Origin of the sequence: Motilibacter rhizosphaerae (genome assembly GCF_004216915.1) — a bacterium.
GTDB classification, from domain to species: domain Bacteria; phylum Actinomycetota; class Actinomycetes; order Motilibacterales; family Motilibacteraceae; genus Motilibacter; species Motilibacter rhizosphaerae.
This window is the reverse complement of sequence record NZ_SGXD01000003.1, coordinates 63,195-79,542: the sequence shown is the minus strand read 5'-3', so window position 1 is coordinate 79,542 and position 16,348 is coordinate 63,195. Positions and strand designations below refer to the sequence as shown.

Genomic DNA, 16,348 nt, shown 5'->3' with positions numbered 1-16,348 from the left:
TCAGCCGCAGGTGTCGCAGACGCCGGTCATCGGGAGGACCTGGAAGCAGCCGGGGCAGACGGCGGGCGGCCGCTCGACCTTCTTGGGCGCGGCAGGGCTGCGCGGCGTACGCGGTGCCCGGGCCGCCCGCGAGGCCCGCGTCGCCGTCGGTGCGGCCCGACCGCGGCGGGCGAAGGACTCCTCGAGCGCCTGCTTCGCCACGCGCGTCGCGAGGCCGTGGCCGATGCTGTCGACGAGCAGGTCGGCCGGCAGCGTGACGTGCCAGGTGGTGTCGCCCGTGCTCGCCTCGAGGTGCTGCTCGTCGCGGAAGCGGCGGCCGGTCTCGGGCTGCAGCGACACCTGGACCGCGTCGCGGTGGACGTAGAGGACGACGAAGCCGCGGGGCTCGGTGGCCACCGCGACGTACCCGGTCTCGTCGGAGGAGGAGCCGTCGTAGGGCACCAGCGAGTGCTGCGCCGAGAGCTCGTCCAGGAACGCGACGATGCGGACATCGACCTTGGCGCCCAGCAGCGCGGCGCGCAGATCGTCCTGCATGGGTGGCCTCCTCGCCCGGGGCAGCGTGCCCTCCGATGCAACCACGCGCCCCCGGGGGAGCGCGAACCGCCTCACCAGACGGGCTTGAGCCGCAGCGGCGGCTCCAGCATCCCGCCGGCCCCGGCGAGCCGGGCGAGGCTCTCGCGGAGGGCGGCGTACGCGTCGGCGCCGAGCACCGCGACGGCCTCCCGCTCGCTCTCCCGCCACAGCCGCTCGCCGTGCCGGATGCACTCCCACCCCCGCTCGGTGAGGACGGCCGGGCGGGCGCGGTGGTCGCTCGGGTCGCTGCCGCGCGTGACGTAGCCGGCCCGCTCGAGCCCGTCGAGCAGCTGGGCGGCGGCCTGCTTGGTGATGCCGAGGTGCGCGGCCACGTCCGCGCCCGACGCCCCTCCCGCGCTGGCGATCAGCTGGAAGGCGAAGCCGTGCGCAGGCCGGATGTCGTGCCCCTCCGCGGCGAGCTGCTCGTGCACGCGCTCGAACACCCCCCGGGTCACGACGAGGAGCAGCTCGGGCAGGCCGAGGTCCACAGGTGCTCCTCCCGGTCAAGTCACTTGACCTTGTGTGACGGTGACTGCTGGAATGTGGTCAACCTACCTGACTGAGGAGCGCCGCTCATGGCCGTCGTCCGCGCCACCGCCGAGCCCGTCGAGATGCACGGCTTCCGCTTCACCCCGCTGGCCTCGCCCAGCCGCGGGACGACCACGCTCGCGATGTGGACCGTCACCGCCCCGCCCGGCGCGAGCAGCCCGCGCCACTCGATGACCGAGGAGGAGGTGCTCCTGGTCCAGCGCGGCCGCGTGGTTGCGCACGTCGGCGACGCGTCATGGGAGCTCGCGGCAGGCGATGGCGTCGTTGTGCCCCCGGGGGAGGAGTTCCTGCTGGACAACCCCTTCGACGAGCCCGCCGACCTGCTCGCCTGCACGACGGCGGGGATGCGCGCGAGGGTGGGCGGCGCGGAGATCACGCCCCCGTGGGCGCTGTAGCGCCCAGCTTCCCCGTGATCATGCAGGTCCTGGGGTGGCGCGGGTAGGGGTGGCGGCACGGGCACCAAGACCACCGTGATCATGCACGTCTTGGGAGCACGGGCACCAAGACCACCGTGATCATGCACAACTTGAGAGCAGGGCACCAAAATCCCCGTGATCCTGCACGTCGTGTGGCTGCCGCTCTCCCCGGGTGACCGACTTGCGCTGTCCGTCCGACGGCTCGGGTCGTGCTCTCAGGAGCGTGCAGTCGATACCTTGCGGCTGTGTGCCACTGTTGCCGATGTGGCGTGCATTCTTCCGTTCCGGCAGCGCTTTCTGCTTCCGGTCCAGCTCCCCTTCGGGTAGAATTCGAACATGCGTTCGAGTGCTCGTGAGCTGGTGGAGCAGGCTCGTGCCTGCCTCGCCGAGCTCGCCGCGCTCGATCTGACCGAGGTCGATCTCGCGGAGCTCGGGCCGCTGCTGAAGGAGCTGCACGCGACCCGCGCGGTGCTCGACGCGGCGGACGCGAGGGTGCTGGAGGCGTTCGACTCGCGGCAGGCGTACCGGGCGGACTTCGCGGTGACGGCGGCGTCGTGGCTGCGGCACCACACCCACGTGGGTGAGGCCGATGCCCGTGCTCGGGTACGCGTCGCGCGCGCCCTGCGCTCGCTGCCACTTGCAGCTGACGCACTGTCACACGGCGAGGTGTCGTGGCAGCACGTCCGCCGCATCGCGCCCGTGGTCGGCTACCTCGCCGACACCCCGGACGAGCTGCCGCGCTTGGAGAAGGCGCTGGTGGACTTCGCCCGGGACAACACCCCCGACGACCTCACCCGCCTGGTCCAGGTAGCGGCGGAGGCCGCCGGGGTCGGGGAGTCTGCGGCGGAGCGGGAGCAGCGCCGCCTCGCCCAGCGCTCCTTCACTACGACGAGGACGCTGGACGGGTGGCGGCACGTCACGGGCCTGCTCGCCCCCGAGCTCGGGGACCTGCTGGAGCAGGTCCTCACCGGCCTCGCCACGCCGGTGCCGGGGATCGACGGCGCCCCCGACGACAGGACAGCGGCGCAGCGCCGGCACGACGCGTTGGCTGACGCAATCGGCCTGGTCGCGGACCTCGACACCGTCCCGGAGGTCAACGGGTCCCGCCCCCGGCTCACCCTCGTCGCTGACGTCGCGACCCTCCGCGGCGACGACCCCGCGTGGGCCGCCCGGTCGCCGCTCGCCTCGCTGCTCACCCGCTCACTCGGCCCGACGGCGCTGGAGCTGCTCACCTGCGACGCGGTCATCACCCCGCTGCTCACCACCGAGCTGGGAGTCCCGCTCGCCGAAGGCCGCGCCAAGCGGTTCGCCACCAACGCGCAGCTGAGAGCGCTCAAAGCGCGGGACGGGGGGTGCATCGTCCCCGGCTGCGACCGGATCCGCCTCGAAGCCCACCACGTGATCCCCTGGTCGGAGGGCGGGCTCTCCGACGTCGGCAGCTACGCGCTGTTCTGCAAGCGGCACCACCAGATCGCCCACGAGGACGGCTGGACCGTCGAACCCGACCCCGACCGGCCGGGCCTCTTCCACCTCAGACCACCCGACGACCGGCCACCCATCAAAGCCCGGCACACCATCGACCGCGACCCCGGCAGCACCACGCCCATCTGGTGACGCCGCGGTTTGAGGTGCTCGCCTGCGGGTCAGCGGCTCAGGGGAGAGTGACGCCCTGGGAGGATCCTCGCTTGCGGCTCGCTCGCGCCCACTGACCCGCGCGTCCAGACCCTCAGCCCCACCGGTGCACGAACAGCCCGCTCCCCAGCTTCGGGTCGAACCACGTCGACTTCGGCGGCATCACCAGCCCGGCGTCCGCGCAGCGCAGCATCTCCTCGACCGATGTGGGGTGCAGCCCCACGGCCACCTCGCCCTCCGCGGCCTCCAGCAGCCGCAGATCCTCCGCCCCGCCAACGAACGAGATCCGCGGATCCGTACGCGGGTCGACGATCCCGAGCAGCGGCCCCAGCAGGCGCTCCTGCAGCAGGGTCACGTCCAGCGCGCCCACCGGGTCGTCCGGGACGTCGAGGGCCCGCAGCGACCACCACGAACCCCTCAGTCGCAGGCAGAACTCGTGCGGCGACGCCGGCCGGGACGGCGACGGGACCGCCGCCACCGTGAACCCCGCGGCGGCGATGTCGGCGACCTCGAGCCCCCCGGCAGAGGAGACCACCCGGTCGTAGGCCAGGACGCGTACGTCCTCGACCGGCAGCACCACCGCGAGGAAAGCCGACGTCCCAGGCAGTCGCAATGCCTCGTGCACCCGTGCCGCCGCGGCGGAGCGGTGGTGCCCGTCGGCGACGTAGATCCGTGGCACGCCAGTGAAGAAGTCCCGCACGGCAGGCACATCAGACACCCGCCACACCTCGTGCAGCACCCCGTCCGGCGCGACCACCGAGGTCTCCGGCGGCTCGTCGAGCGAGAGCTCCGGGAACTCCCGCGACACCAGGAACACCGGTTCGTCGTGGGCCGACAGGGCCTCCAGGTGCTGCACCCGGTCGAGCTCCTTGTCCGCCCGGGTCAGCTCGTGCGTCGCGACGGCGCCGGACCGGTAGTCCGCCACCGACGCGAGGCCGACCAGCCCGGTCTGCACGTGCGCACCTGACGTCTGCCGGTAGGCGAAGTACGCGGCAGCAGGCTCTTCGCGCAGCACGCCCCGGGTCACGAGCCCGTCGAGGGCGGCGTGCGCCCACGCACCCTCGTCCGCACCAGGAGGGCAGTCGATGTCCGGCCGCGACACGTGCAGGAAGCTGTCGGGGTCGACGGCGAGCGCGCGCGCCTGCGCCACGTCCACCACGTCGTACGGCGGGGCCAGGACCCGCGACGCCGCAGCGGGAACCGGCCGCCAGGCCGCGAACGGCCGGAAGTCCACCATCAGCGCGCCTTCGCCTTGGCCTTCATCTCCTGCTTGAACGCGCGCACCTTGAGCAGGGACTCGCCGTCGACTACGTCGGCGACCGAGCGGAACGACCCCTCATCGCCGTAGGAGCCCGCAGCCTCGCGCCACCCCTCAGGCTGTACGCCGAGCTGCTTGCCCAGCAGGGCCAGGAAGATGCGCGCCTTCTGGTCGCCGAAGCCCGGCAGCTCCTTGAGCCGCCGCAGCACCTCGGTCGCCGGCTCGACGCCCTCCCACACGGCGGCCGCCGACCCGCCGTACGTCGCGACCAGCACGCGGCAGAGCTCCTGCACGCGCCCGGCCATCGAGCCCGGGAAACGGTGGACCGCCGGCGGCTGTGCGAAGACGGCGGCGAGGTCGGGGTGCCCCGCGATCGCCTCGGCGGTGAAGGGGCCGTCGAGCCGCGAGCGCAGCACCTCCGGACCCTTGAACGCCTTCTCCATCGGGATCTGCTGGTCGAGCAGCATCCCCAGCAGCAGGGCCAGCGGGTCGGCGGCGAGCAGCGCGTCGGCCTGCTCGTCCTGCGCCAGTCGCAGCCTGGTCATCTGGGCGTCACCTCCGGCTCGTACCCTCGTGCGACGAAGCCTAGGGAGGAGGAGCGGTGGCCCTCACCAGCTGCACCTCGTGCGGCGCCTCGTGGCCGTCCGCGGACGGCGCGGCCAAGGTCGTCGCCGGCGCACCCGCGTGCCCCGTCTGCCTCATCGACGTGACCGGAGTGCGCCCCGGCTGCTGCGGCAGCCCTGCCGGCGCGGAGGACGTGTCCCTCGCGCTCGGCTGAGCCCCCCAGGGGGACCGCTACTCGCTGACGACGACCCCGCGCCAGAACGCCACCCGGTCGGTGATGGACGAGGCGGCGGCCTTCGGCTCCGGGTAGTACCAGACGGCGTCCGGGTTCTCCTTGCCGTCGACCTGCAGCGAGAGGTACGACGCCTCGCCCTTCCACGGGCAGGTCGTGTGCGTCGTCGAGGGCACCGTGAGGTCCTCGCGCAGGGACGCCCGCGGGAAGTAGTGGTTGCCCTCCACCACGACCGTGTCGTCGGACTCCGCCACGACCGTGCCGTTCCAGACCGCCTTCATGCCAGATCCCTCTCAGCCCCAGCTGCGCCGGTACGGCAGCACCACCCGCCACGTACGCCGTCCAGCCAACCCCAGGACCGCGCTGCGCGCCAGTGCTGCGGACAGCGCGGTGAGCGGGACGTCGACGAGCACCAGCTCGGGGCTGACGGCGTACTCGCCGGTCAGGACCGTGACGGCCGCGCCGCAGACCAGGCTGCCGATGAGCCAGCCGAGGGCGCGCGCCCGTGACGACGGCAGCCGCTCGACGAGCACCGCCAGCAGCACGCCGAGCACCGGGTTGAGCAGTTCCTGCACGGGAGCCTCCAGCCGGCGGTGACGACCATCGTCCTCAGGCCCGCCGAGACGTCACAACGCCCGAAAGGGAAGGCCTGCAATCACCGTTGCGGAGCGTGATCACCGAGGAGCAGGCTGGCGGCATCCCGGCGCAGCAGGCCGCCGGAGCCCGCAGGGAGGCGCGGCTGATGACCGAGGCCGCAGGTCCCGCGCCGTACGCGGTCTCGCCCGTCGACGAGCGCTGCGCCGCGATGCTCAAGGCCCTGCGCGCCCGCTGCCCGCATCTCGTGCTCGACGGGCCGGTCGCCCCCGGCGGGACCCCCGGCCCGATCCCCGTGCCGCCCGACGGCGTGCAGAGCGTGCTCGTCACCGCGCTGCGGCAGAACGCCGCGGGCGGCACGGTGACGACCGGTGACGCGCTCCCGCAGCTGCTGCTCTGGACCTCGGGCCCCGACCGCCTGCTGCTCGACCTCACCGGCGTGCGGGTGGAGGTCGGCGAGGGCCAGCTGCTGGTCCATCTGCTGGTCATCTGCGACCAGCTGACCGACCCGGCCGGCGGGCAGGGCGGCGGGGAGCAGGTCGTCACGGTCCGCTTCGTGCTCGGCAGCCCCAAGCGGCCCGCCGGGCTGCTCGCCGCGACGCCGCGGCTGCCGGAGGGGCCGCCGGTCGTGGTGGAGCGGTGGGGCGAGGCCCTCACCGCGTACGCCTGGCAGGCCGTCCTCGACGCCAGCGCCGGGCTCGCCGCGGCGACCGGCCGCGACACCGACGGCGCGCCGCTCGTGCCGACCGCGCTGACGGCGTCGGCCGACGGGCTGGAGGTGCTGCCGCAGGCGCGGCACCCGATGGACCGCCGGCGCGCCGGAGCCTCGACGTGACCGACCTCGGCGAGCTCACCGGCCTCGCCACCGCGCTCGGGCTGCTCGACGCGGGAGGCGGGTTCCGCGGCGACTGGTTCGCCGACCCGGGCCGCTACCTCTCGCAGGTGCTCCGCGACCCGGGCCAGCGGGCCGCGCTGCTCGCCTTCGCGCGGACCCTGCTCCCGCCCGGCACCACCCCGCCGCCGGACGGCTGGGTGCCGCTCGTCGCCCCGCCCGGTACGCCGCTGGAGCTCGGCGTCGTCGTCGTCCCCGGCGCGGCCCAGGTGGAGCTCGGGCTGGGGGTGCGGCTCGACCTGCGCACCGGCTCGGGCGTGGCGGTGCACGCGAGCGCCCACCTGCCGCTGTTCGCGCAGCCGCTGGCCCCCGGCGACCTCGTCGTCCTCCCCGGCCGTCCCGGGAGCGCCCTGCTCGTCACCCTCGGGCTCGGCCTGCCCCCGGATCCAGACGCCGCAGTGAGCCTCGCCGGCCTGGACGTCACGGCGACCGTCCCCACCGACGGGACCAGCGCCCCCGACCTCGCCGTCGTGCTGCGCGGGCTCCGCCTGCCGGGATCGGTGCCGCGCGACCTGCGCCTGGACGCCGCCGCGCTGCCCGAGCTCGAGCACGCCCTGGCGCCGGTCCTGCTCGCGCTCGTCCGCGCCGAGGTCGCCGCACCGGGTACGCCGCCCGACCTCGCGGGTCTCGCCGCCCTGCTCGGGCTCGCCGACGACGCCGTGCCGGACCTGCCCGTGGAGGACCTGCTGCGGCCCGGGGCGCTGCTCGGCTGGCTGCGCGGCGCCCTCGCTCCCGGGCCGGCGCGGGACGCCTGGCTCGCCGGGCTGGCCGGGCTGCTCGGCGGCAGTGCGACCGCAGACGGCGTGGAGGTCGTCGTAGCGGGCGCGACCCTCACCCTCGCCCCGGAGCTCGCGGGCAGCGTGCTCGTGGTGCGGACGGGCCTGCACGTCGCCGGCGCCGACGGCGTCCGCCTCGCGCTGGACGCCGTGCCCGTACGCCTCGACCTCGCGAGCGGTGCGGCCACCGCGCTGCCCGAGCTCGCGCTCTCGGCCGTCCTGTCCGGCGCCGGCGGCACGCCGCTGCTCGCTCCCGAGGTCGGGCCCGCGGGGCTCGAGGTCGGCGTGGGCAGCCTGGCCCTCGGCTTCGCGCTCGACCCGGCCCGACGGCCGCTGCTCGTGGTGCAGGCGCGGGACGCCGACGTCGGGGCGTCGCACTTCCCGGTGCTCGACCTCACCTCCCCGGACGCGCTCGCCGCCGCCGCGCAGCAGGCCGTCAGCGACGCGGCGGGGAGCCTGCTCGCCGGGCTCGGTGGCGCTGCCGGCGTGCTCGGCGTCGTCCTCGGCCTGCGCGACCTGCCCGACGGGACCGTGCTGCCCCGCGTCGACCCGGCCCACCTGCTGGCCGACCCGCTGGCAGCGCTGGCGGCGTACTGGCAGGCGCTGCTCGCCGAGTCGGCCGCCACCGTGGGAGCCGTCCTCAGCCTCGCGCGGGACGGGGTGTCGAGCGCCGCTGGGGCGCTCGCCGGCACCGGGACCGCGGACGACCCGTGGCTGCTCGGCCTCGCGGCGGGCCTCGACCTCACGGTCGCGCGGCCCACCGGTCGGCTGGAACTCGGGCTGCGCGCGACGGCCGCTCAGCCGGGCACGGGGGACCTGCTGCTCACCGCGCGGCTCGCCGACCTCGACCTCGGCGACGGGGGAGCACCACGGCGCGCGACGTTCCTCGCGAGCGGCAGCGCGGCCGTACGCCTCGGCGGGGGACCGGCCGACCCGCTCGCCCTCGGCGGCGACGCGCTCTCACTGCGTGCCAGCCGGGTCGGGCTGGCGGTCGGCTGGACCGGGGCGTCGGTCGCGGTGCAGCCGGTCGCCGAGGACGTCGTGCTGCTGCTCGACGGGGCGCCCCTCGCCGTCCCGCTGCCGGTCGTCGGCCCGGACGGGACGCTGGCCCTCGACGAGAGCGCGTGGGACGCCCTCCAGCTGCTGCTCGCGGCGGGTGGCGCGGCGTACCCGGACAGCCCGCTGCCGGACCTCGTCGCCCTGCTCGGCTGGACCGGCGAGCTCCCCGCCCTCGCGCTCGCCGACCTCACCGCCGATCCCGCCGGCGCCCTGCGCGCCTGGCTCGGCGCCCTGCTCGACGTCGAGGCGCCCCGGGTCGTCGACGCGCTGGCCCAGCAGCTGGCCGCGCTGCTCGCGCCGTCGGGCATGCGGCTCGGGACGGGGACGCCGGGGCGCCCCTGGCTGCTTCCGCTCAGTGCCAGCGCGGACCCGCTGTCCCTCGCCCTCGAGCTGCTCCCCGGGCTGCTGCTCTGCGCGGGTCCCGGCGGTCCGGACCCCTCCGCAGCGACGCTGCTAGGACCGCCGCTCGCGCGCTGGCGGCCGGGCGACCCCGGGCTCGACCCCGTGGTGCTGGCGGACGCCCTGGCGACCGAGTCCGCGCTCGACGAGGAGCTCGCCGCCCTCCTCGCCGGCCGCGCGGACGTCGCCGACGGCCTGAGGGAGCTGCTCGACCGCTGGACCAGCACCGACGGGCTCGTCGCCCTGCCGGCAGGTACGCCGCTGCCCGCCGGCTGCACCGCCGTCCCGGTCGCCGACCTCGTCCACACCGCGCCGCTCGACTCCCTCGACCTCGCGGCCGTCCTCGGGGTGGCCCCTCCCGCGACCGTGGCGTACGTCGCGATGGACGGCTCGCCCGTCCTCCCCGGGGTGCCGGACGGACGGCGGCTCGCGCTCACCGGCGCGGGGCCCGCCACCGCGTACGTGCTGCCGGGGCCGGCCGGCGACGGCTCGTGGGCGTTCACCCTCGGGCCCCGTCAGGAGGCCGGCGGGGTGGACGGCCAGGCCACGCGCCTCGCCGCCGTCCTCGCCCCGCTCGTGGCCGCAGGCCCGGTCGTCGTCGTCGCGCACGGCGGTGCGGGCCACGCGGCCGTCCGCGCCGCCGCGACGGCGGGCGCCACCGCCGTCGTCACGGTCGGTACGCCGTGGTCGCCCCTCACCGTCGACACCCTCGACCGGCTGCCGGGCGGCGACGCCCTGCGCCTGCTCGCCACGCTGCTCCAGCAGCTCGACGCCGCCGAGGCGGCCGACGCGCCCGGGGCGGACGACGACGAGGACCTCGCCCGCGGCCGGGCGCTGCTCGGGCTGTGGTCCGCGCTCGACCTCACCGGCGACCCGCTCGGCGAGCTGGTCGCCCCGTCCCCGCCCGCCGCCTCGCCCGTGCCCGTCTCGGTCGTGGTCGGCGCGCTGTCCGGGCCCACCGTGCTGCGCGCGGTCACCGCCGTCGTAGCCGCCACGCTCTCCGCGCGCGCCGCCGCCAGGGCCGCGAGCGCGCCGGACGACGACCCGTCCGACGGCTCCGCCGAGGACCCGCCCACCGCCACCAGCGGCGTCCAGGCGCTCTGCTGGGGCCTCCGCCTCCCGCTGCTGCGGCCCGTCCCGCGCGCCGGGCTGCTCGTCACCGCCGGCGTCGACCTCGACCTGCCCGTGCCCGGTGCCGCGGGCCACCCGCCACGGATCGTCGTCCGCGTCGCGGTCGGGGCGGTCGACGGCTGGCTGGTCGGCGGCCCCGACCCGGGACGTACGCCGGGGCAGGCCCGCCCGCTCGCCCTGCGCCGCGTCACCGCGGAGGTCCGCCTGCCGCTCGGCGCCGGTCAGGCGGAGGCCCGGCTCGACCTGCACGACCTGCGCGCCTTCGGGACGACACGGCCGCGCTGGACCGTCGGCGGCCCCGGTGCCGAGGCCCTATTGCCCGAAGTGCGGGCCGTGCTGGGCGAGCTCGCTGCCCGGCTGGAAGCCGCGGCCGGGCTGGACGCCGGACTGGCGAGCGTCGTCGCGACCCTGCGCGCGCTCGGCGTGCTCGCCCCCGGTGGCGGGGTCGACGCCGTCACCCTCGAGCGGCTGCTGCTCGACCCTGGTGCCGTCGCGGCCGAGATCCGGACGGCCCGCGCCGCGGAGCTCGTCGCCGCCCTCCAGCCGCTGCTCGGAGCGGGCGCCGGGGGGAGCGTGCTCGCCGTCGACCTCGCCGCGGCCGGGGACGCGTCCACACTGAGCGCGACGCTCGACCTCGCGACCGGCCGGGTCGGCGTCGTCGGCTCGGGCAGCGTGCCGGTGCCCTGGGCGCTCACGCTCGACGCCGCGGGGTCCGGCGTCACCGGCAGCCTGCGGCTCGGGCCCGACCCCGCCAGCGCAGCCATCGACACCGCAGCGCCGTACGTCGCGGCCCTCACGATCTCGGGCGCCCCGCTCACCGCGACCCTCACCCTCGTGCGTCCCGGTGGCACGACGCCCGTCCCGCTGTGGCCGACCGCCGACGCCGGCGCGCTCGGGCACGCCCTCGCCGAGCTGGTCCCGGCGGGGCTGCTCCACGTGCTCCTCGACGCGGCGCGCTCGGCGCTGCGCGACGAGGGTGCGGCTACGGCGGACTCCCTCGACGCGCTCCTCGGCGCGGTGGGCCTGCTCGCGGCGCCCGTCGGCGACCAGCCGGCCCGGCTCCGCCTCCCGGCCGGGCTCGTCGCCGACCCCGTCCGCTGGCTCGGCGCGCTCGGGCCCGGTGTCGCGGTGCGGCTCCTCGACGCGGTCCGTGCGCTGCTGGGGGCGGCCGGCGACGCCGGCCGCCTCGAGCTCGCGCCCGGCGTCTCCGCCGTCGCCGCCGTGGACGCGGGGCACGCGTCGCTGGCCCTGCGGCTCGACCCGGGAGCACTGGGCGGTGCGACCCTGCGGCTCGGCGGCTCCGCCGGGGTCGTGCTCGGGCCGGGCGTCGCCGCCTCGCTGTCCCTGGCCTGCGCCACCGACGCGGGCGAGGTGCGGCTGGCCGTCGCCCCCGCGGGGGTGCGCCTCGCCGTCGTGCCCCCGGGCGGGACGGAGATCGTCCTGCTGCCCGCCGGGCCGGGGCTCGGTGGCGTCGTCGCCGACGCTGCCCTCGGCGCGGCGGTCAAGGCCCTGCCGGCCCTGCTCGACGCGGTCGCCGCGCACGACCCGGCGGGCGACCCGGCGACCGCGGCCGAGCTCGCCGGCCGCGCCGTCGCCGCCTTGGGGGACGCGCTGGTCCTCCGCGCCGGCGTACCACTCCGGTTCCAGGCGCCGGCGCTGTCCGCCTTCGCCGCCGACCCGGCGGCCGCCCTGCTCGCCCGCGCCTCGGTGCTCGGCGCGGAGGGGCTGGCCCGCCTGCGTGACGCTGCCTCCCCGCTGCTCGGCCCCGCCGCGACCCGCGCCGTCACCGTGGCCGACGGCGGGCTGCGGATCACGGCGGGACCGCTCACCGCCGGCTGGGCTCCTGCCACCGGCCGCATCAGCGTCGCGCTCGCCGCGGACGGCGTGCCGGGCGTCGCGCGCGTCACGGCGAGCGCCGCTGCCACGTCGACCGGGCTCGAGGCGCTCTCCGTCGAGCTCGGACCCGCGTCGTTCGACACGGGCACGCTGCTGCTGCGGCCGTACGCCCGGGCCGGCGCCGGCTCCGCCGCCGGGCTCGAGGTCGGGCTCGCCGTGGGCGACGGGAGCACGCGGGTCGCCGCGCGGCTCGCGCCCGGGGCGCCGGGCCTGCTCGTGCAGGTGGCCGGCGTGCCGGTGACCGACGCCGGCGAGGTGGCGCGGGCGGCGCTCGAGGCCGTCGTCGACCTGCTCGGCGCGTACGTCGTCGGCGCGGCGCCGGTGCGCACCGCGCTCGACGCGCCCCTGCTCGGGAAGACCGGCCGCCAGCTGCTCACCGGCGTCGTGCTGGACGCGGCGGCGCCCGCGCGGCTGGACCCCGACCTCCTCGACCCTTCCCGGCTGCTGGGCCGCGTCGGCGCGCTGCTCCAGGGGCTCTCCGGGGCCGGCCTCGACGCCGGCCCGCTCCACGTCGCCGTCGCCGACACGGGCGGGGTGCTCGGCCTCGCGCTGACGACGACCGGCCCCGTCGAGCTGGTGTCGGGCGAGGTCACCGTCACGCTCGACGCGCTCACCGACTGGATCGAGGAGCCGAAGCCCGCCGCCGGGCTCACGCTGGACCTCCTCTCGGTCACCGGCGCGGGCGTGCACCTGCAACCGGGGCTCACCGTCGGCGGGCTCGGCCTGCGCCTCGGGAGGGCGTCCGGCCCGCTGCTCGACCTCGGGATCCGCCTCGACGGCGTCGCCCTCCACGCGTACGCGGAGGTGGGGGAGGGCGCGCCCTCCGGGGGCGTGCGCGTCGAGCTCACCGGGCTGGGCGTCGCGCTCGCCGGCGCGAGCGGCGGGGACAACCCCGTGGCCCGCGGCCTGCTCACGGGCGGAGGCGGCTCGGACGACACTCCTCGCCCGCGCTTCAGCCCGGCGCTCGCCGTGCAGCGCAGGGCGGGCGGCCCGCTGGACGTCTCCTTCTCGGCCGGCGACCCGCCCGGGCCGTGGTGGGTCGTCGTGCAGCGCGGCTTCGGCCCGCTCTACCTCGACAAGGTCGGCCTCGCGGTGCAGCAGGCCGACGGCCGGGTGCAGACCGTCGGCGTCCTGCTCGACGGCAGGGCCAGCGTCCTCGGGCTCACCGCGCAGGTCGACGACCTCGGCCTGACGTGGAGCATCGCGAGCGGCTCGCCGTTCGACCCCGCGCACTGGCGGGTCGACCTCGCCGGGTTGGCGGTCACGGCGGACCTCGGGGGAGTGGCCCTCGCCGGCGCGCTGCGCCGCTTCCCCAGCGCGGCGGGCGGCGTCGAGTACCTCGGCATGCTCGTCGCCCGGCTGGGCGTCTACGGCCTGTCGGTCTACGGCGGGTACGGCGTGGTCGGCCCGCCCGGGGACACCTTCGCCAGCCTGTTCCTCTTCGGCGCGGTCAACGGCCCGATCGGCGGCCCGCCGGCGTTCTTCGTCACCGGCATCGGCGGCGGGTTCGGGATGAACCGCGGGCTGCGCTACCCCAGCGACCTCAGCCAGTTCGGCGACTACCCGCTGATCAAGGCCCTCGACCCGGCGGCGCGGCCGGGCGACCCGCACGCGGAGCTGGAGGCGGCCCGGGCGTACTTCCCCGCGGAGCGCGGCACCTTCTGGTTCGCGGCCGGGCTGTCGTTCACGTCGTTCGCCCTCGTCGACGGCGTCGCTGTGCTGGCCGTGCAGATCGGCGACGGGGTCGAGGTGGCGCTGCTCGGCCTCGCCCGCATGGCGCTGCCGCGGCCCGAGGTGGCCCTGGTCTCGGTCGAGCTCGGGCTGGTCGCCCGCTTCTCCACCAAGGAGGGCGTGCTCCTCGTCCAGGCCCAGCTGACCGAGAACTCCTGGCTGCTGTTCCCCGGGCTGAAGCTCACCGGCGGCTTCGCCTTCGCCGCGTGGTTCGGCGGGCCCAACCGCGGCCAGTTCGTCCTCACGCTCGGCGGCTACCACCCGGACTTCTCCCGCCGAGGCTACCCCGTGGTCCCGCGCCTCGGCGTCGCCTTCCGGCTCGGCGACTGGCTCGTCATGAGCGGCGGGTCGTACTTCGCGCTGACCTCCGAGGCGATCATGGCCGGGGTCCGCAACGAGGTTCACGCCTCGCTGGGGCCGGCCTGGGCGGACCTCGCGTACGGCGCCGACGGCATCGTGTTCTACGACCCGTTCTGGTTCGAGGTCACGGTCTACGCCTCCATCAGCGCGGGCGTGACCATCGACCTGTGGATCGGCGAGATCGACATCTCGGTCCACCTCTCCGCGCGGCTCACCGTCAGCGGGCCGCCGGTGCACGTCAAGGCGGAGTTCTCCGTCGGGCCGGTCGAGCTCACGGTGGAGTTCGGGGACGACCCGCACCACACCACGGCGATCTCGTGGGAGCAGTTCGTCCCCAAGTACCTCGAGGAGGCTTCGCCCGGCGTCGCCCACGCCCTCACCGCCGTCCCCGGCAAGGGCGTGGCCGCGCCCGGGGGGAGCGGCACGACCGGCGGGGCGCCCACCCCGGACGGCAGCGACGCCAAGCCCTTCCGCGTCACCCCGGAGTTCGACCTCACGGTGACGAGCACGGTGCCGGTCCGCGAGGTCGACGCCGGGCAGGGCGTGGTGCCGCTGCCGACCGTCCCCGAGGTGGCTGTCGCGCCGATGGGCGCGCAGGGGCGCCCGCGGGTCACGCTCTCCTTCGTCGGTCCCGACGGGCCCGCCGCCGTGGACCGGGTCGCCCGGCTCGTCGCCGACCCGCAGCGCCTCGGGGCGTTCGCGATCGGGACCTGGGGCCCCGCGCAGCAGCAGGACGACGCCAAGGTCCCGTCCGGCGACGTGCTGCCGGCGGTCGACCGGGTGCGCGTCGTCGCCGCGGCCACCATCGGCTCCAGCACGACGCCGCTCGCTCCGATCCCCTTCCACCAGGTCGAGACGGGTTCGCGGCGACCGCTGCCGTTCGTGCAGGAGGGCAGCGCGAGCAGCCTCGCCCGGCTGGCCGAGGGTGCGGCGCGGCTCGCCGCCCTGGTGCCCGCGGTGCAGGGCACCGCGCTCGACACCGCAGCCGTGCTCCTCGCGGACCGGGGTGGCGCCAGCGCCGCGACCGTGCGCGCCTGGGCGGGCGAGCGGGCCAGCGACCCCATCCTCGGCTTCCTCGGGGAGGGGCTCGGCGGCGCTGCCCGTAGCGCGGCGGTCACCCCGGCCGCGCCGACGCCGCCGGAGCCCGTCCGGCTCCGGCCGCCGGTCCTGCGCGCGGTGCTCGCGTCCGCGGGCGCTCCCGCCGAGCGGGCGCACGCCGCCTCGACGACCGTCGCGGACGAGCTGCTGGCGCGGGTGGTCCAGCGCACGGGCGGGCGCCTGGTCGCCGGTGCGCCGCCCGTGCTCGCGGCCGTCGACGCAGCGCTGGACCCGGCTGTGCCGGCTCGGCTCCTGCGTCCTGGAGCGCCCGCCGGGCCCAGCGGCGACACCGTGCTGCCCGGCCGCGAGGTCCCCCTGACCCGTTCAGGGCGCACGGGGGTCGAGAGCGTCGCGGGGCGCGGCGGCTCGGCCGCCGACCGCGACCGGCTCGCCGCGCTCGGAGCGGGCCTGCTCCAGGGCGAGCTCCCCGTCACCGCGCTGACGGTGCTCGCGCTCCCGGACGCGGCGCGCGACGTCGACGAGCAGCGCCGCCCGGTCCTCGTCGTCCGCAGCGGGACGGTCCGCGTGCTCGCGCTCCTGCCGGGCGGTCGCGCGGGCCTCGACGCGGTCGTCGGGGAGGGCGCCGGGCTGCCCGTCCCCGCCGGCACCCGCGCGGTCGTCCTCGTGCCTGCCGTGGAGGGCGCGCCCGTGGCCGGGTGGGACGCCGCCACCGCGCTGCCGTACGCCGGGGACGGCGTCCACGTCGCCGCCGGGTGCACCGTCCGCGCGTCAGGCAGGGTCCCGCGCCGGCGCACCGCGCCCACGCGGCTCGGCTGGTCCGCTCCCGACCTCGTCGTCGGAGGCGCGTCGGGCGTCACCACGACGTTCGCCGCGCCCGTCACCCTCGTCGCCGTCGCGCTCGAGGGTGGCGCCGGCGACGACCTGCGGCTCGGGCTCGACGGCGCGGTCCGGCCCGTACGTGCCGATGGGAGTCCCGAGCCTCCCTCCGTCGTCGCCGACGGTCCGCGCGGCGTCGCGGTCTTCCGGGTCGTCCCGCAGCAGGTCGGGCCCGTCGCCGTCACCGTCGTCACCGGCCCGACGCGGGGGCTCGCCGGCGTGCTCGGCCTGACCGGGGACGACCCGGCCGCGGTGGCCCGCGACATCGCCGCGCGCGGCTTCCCGGCCTCGGTCCCGCCGCCCGTCCCCCCGCTGCCGCACCCGCCCGTCGTCGGCTGGAAGGAGGCCTGA

Annotated in this window: 11 protein-coding genes; 5 read left to right on the top strand and 6 right to left on the bottom strand. The window is 77.1% G+C overall.

All coding sequences use genetic code 11. The features are described 5' to 3' along the window. Both EV189_RS11160 and EV189_RS11155 read right to left on the bottom strand, forming a co-directional pair. On the bottom strand, nt 1–534 hold the full coding sequence (locus tag EV189_RS11160) for a hypothetical protein (protein ID WP_130493064.1): 534 nt from the start codon (nt 532–534) through the stop codon (nt 1–3). Between the two features lie 71 nt (nt 535–605). Then, nucleotides 606–1,061 (bottom strand): MarR family winged helix-turn-helix transcriptional regulator, encoded by a 456-nt coding sequence (locus tag EV189_RS11155; protein WP_130493063.1) that lies wholly within the window; start codon nt 1,059–1,061, stop codon nt 606–608. Nucleotides 1,062–1,148: 87 nt separating this feature from the next. On the opposite strand from EV189_RS11155, the gene EV189_RS11150 reads away from it, so the two are divergent. Then, nucleotides 1,149–1,517 (top strand): cupin domain-containing protein, encoded by a 369-nt coding sequence (locus EV189_RS11150; protein ID WP_130493062.1) that lies wholly within the window; start codon nt 1,149–1,151, stop codon nt 1,515–1,517. Between the two features lie 357 nt (nt 1,518–1,874). Next, on the top strand, nt 1,875–3,152 hold the full coding sequence (locus tag EV189_RS11145; protein WP_130493061.1) for an HNH endonuclease signature motif containing protein: 1,278 nt from the start codon (nt 1,875–1,877) through the stop codon (nt 3,150–3,152). 112 nt (nt 3,153–3,264) lie between these two features. Here EV189_RS11145 and EV189_RS11140 read toward each other — a convergent pair whose 3' ends face one another. After that, nucleotides 3,265–4,407 carry a DUF1015 domain-containing protein gene (locus EV189_RS11140; protein ID WP_130493060.1) on the bottom strand — a complete coding sequence of 381 codons (1,143 nt, stop codon included), beginning with the start codon at nt 4,405–4,407 and terminating at the stop codon, nt 3,265–3,267. After that, nucleotides 4,407–4,973, bottom strand: a complete 567-nt coding sequence (locus EV189_RS11135) for an HhH-GPD-type base excision DNA repair protein (RefSeq protein ID WP_130493059.1) — start codon at nt 4,971–4,973, stop codon at nt 4,407–4,409. Before EV189_RS11135 ends, EV189_RS11140 begins: the two co-directional genes overlap by 1 nt. Before the next feature lie 56 nt (nt 4,974–5,029). On the opposite strand from EV189_RS11135, the gene EV189_RS20190 reads away from it, so the two are divergent. Beyond that, nucleotides 5,030–5,206, top strand: a complete 177-nt coding sequence (locus EV189_RS20190; RefSeq protein ID WP_165400260.1) for a hypothetical protein — start codon at nt 5,030–5,032, stop codon at nt 5,204–5,206. A 17-nt stretch (nt 5,207–5,223) separates the two neighbouring features. On the opposite strand, the gene EV189_RS11130 is transcribed toward EV189_RS20190, so the two are convergent. Further along, nucleotides 5,224–5,505: a DUF427 domain-containing protein gene (locus tag EV189_RS11130; RefSeq protein WP_130493058.1), complete on the bottom strand. Its 282-nt coding sequence runs from the start codon at nt 5,503–5,505 to the stop codon at nt 5,224–5,226. Between the two features lie 12 nt (nt 5,506–5,517). Further along, nucleotides 5,518–5,799 (bottom strand): hypothetical protein, encoded by a 282-nt coding sequence (locus EV189_RS11125; RefSeq protein ID WP_130493057.1) that lies wholly within the window; start codon nt 5,797–5,799, stop codon nt 5,518–5,520. A 95-nt stretch (nt 5,800–5,894) separates the two neighbouring features. Between EV189_RS11125 and EV189_RS11120 the strand changes: the two genes are divergently transcribed. Both EV189_RS11120 and EV189_RS11115 read left to right on the top strand, forming a co-directional pair. Continuing rightward, on the top strand, nt 5,895–6,653 hold the full coding sequence (locus EV189_RS11120) for a hypothetical protein (protein ID WP_130493056.1): 759 nt from the start codon (nt 5,895–5,897) through the stop codon (nt 6,651–6,653). Next, nucleotides 6,650–16,348 carry a DUF6603 domain-containing protein gene (locus tag EV189_RS11115; RefSeq protein WP_130493055.1) on the top strand — a complete coding sequence of 3,233 codons (9,699 nt, stop codon included), beginning with the start codon at nt 6,650–6,652 and terminating at the stop codon, nt 16,346–16,348. The genes EV189_RS11120 and EV189_RS11115 overlap by 4 nt, the downstream gene beginning before the upstream one ends.

Excerpts from the sequence above, each read along its gene's own strand:
- EV189_RS11160 (WP_130493064.1), bottom strand. The coding sequence starts at position 534 with ATGCAGGACGATCTGCGCGCCGCGCTGCTGGGCGCCAAGGTCGATGTC.
- EV189_RS11150 (WP_130493062.1), top strand. The coding sequence starts at position 1,149 with ATGGCCGTCGTCCGCGCCACCGCCGAGCCCGTCGAGATGCACGGCTTC.
- EV189_RS11145 (WP_130493061.1), top strand. The coding sequence starts at position 1,875 with ATGCGTTCGAGTGCTCGTGAGCTGGTGGAGCAGGCTCGTGCCTGCCTC.
- EV189_RS11140 (WP_130493060.1), bottom strand. The coding sequence starts at position 4,407 with ATGGTGGACTTCCGGCCGTTCGCGGCCTGGCGGCCGGTTCCCGCTGCG.
- EV189_RS11135 (WP_130493059.1), bottom strand. The coding sequence starts at position 4,973 with ATGACCAGGCTGCGACTGGCGCAGGACGAGCAGGCCGACGCGCTGCTC.
- EV189_RS11130 (WP_130493058.1), bottom strand. The coding sequence starts at position 5,505 with ATGAAGGCGGTCTGGAACGGCACGGTCGTGGCGGAGTCCGACGACACG.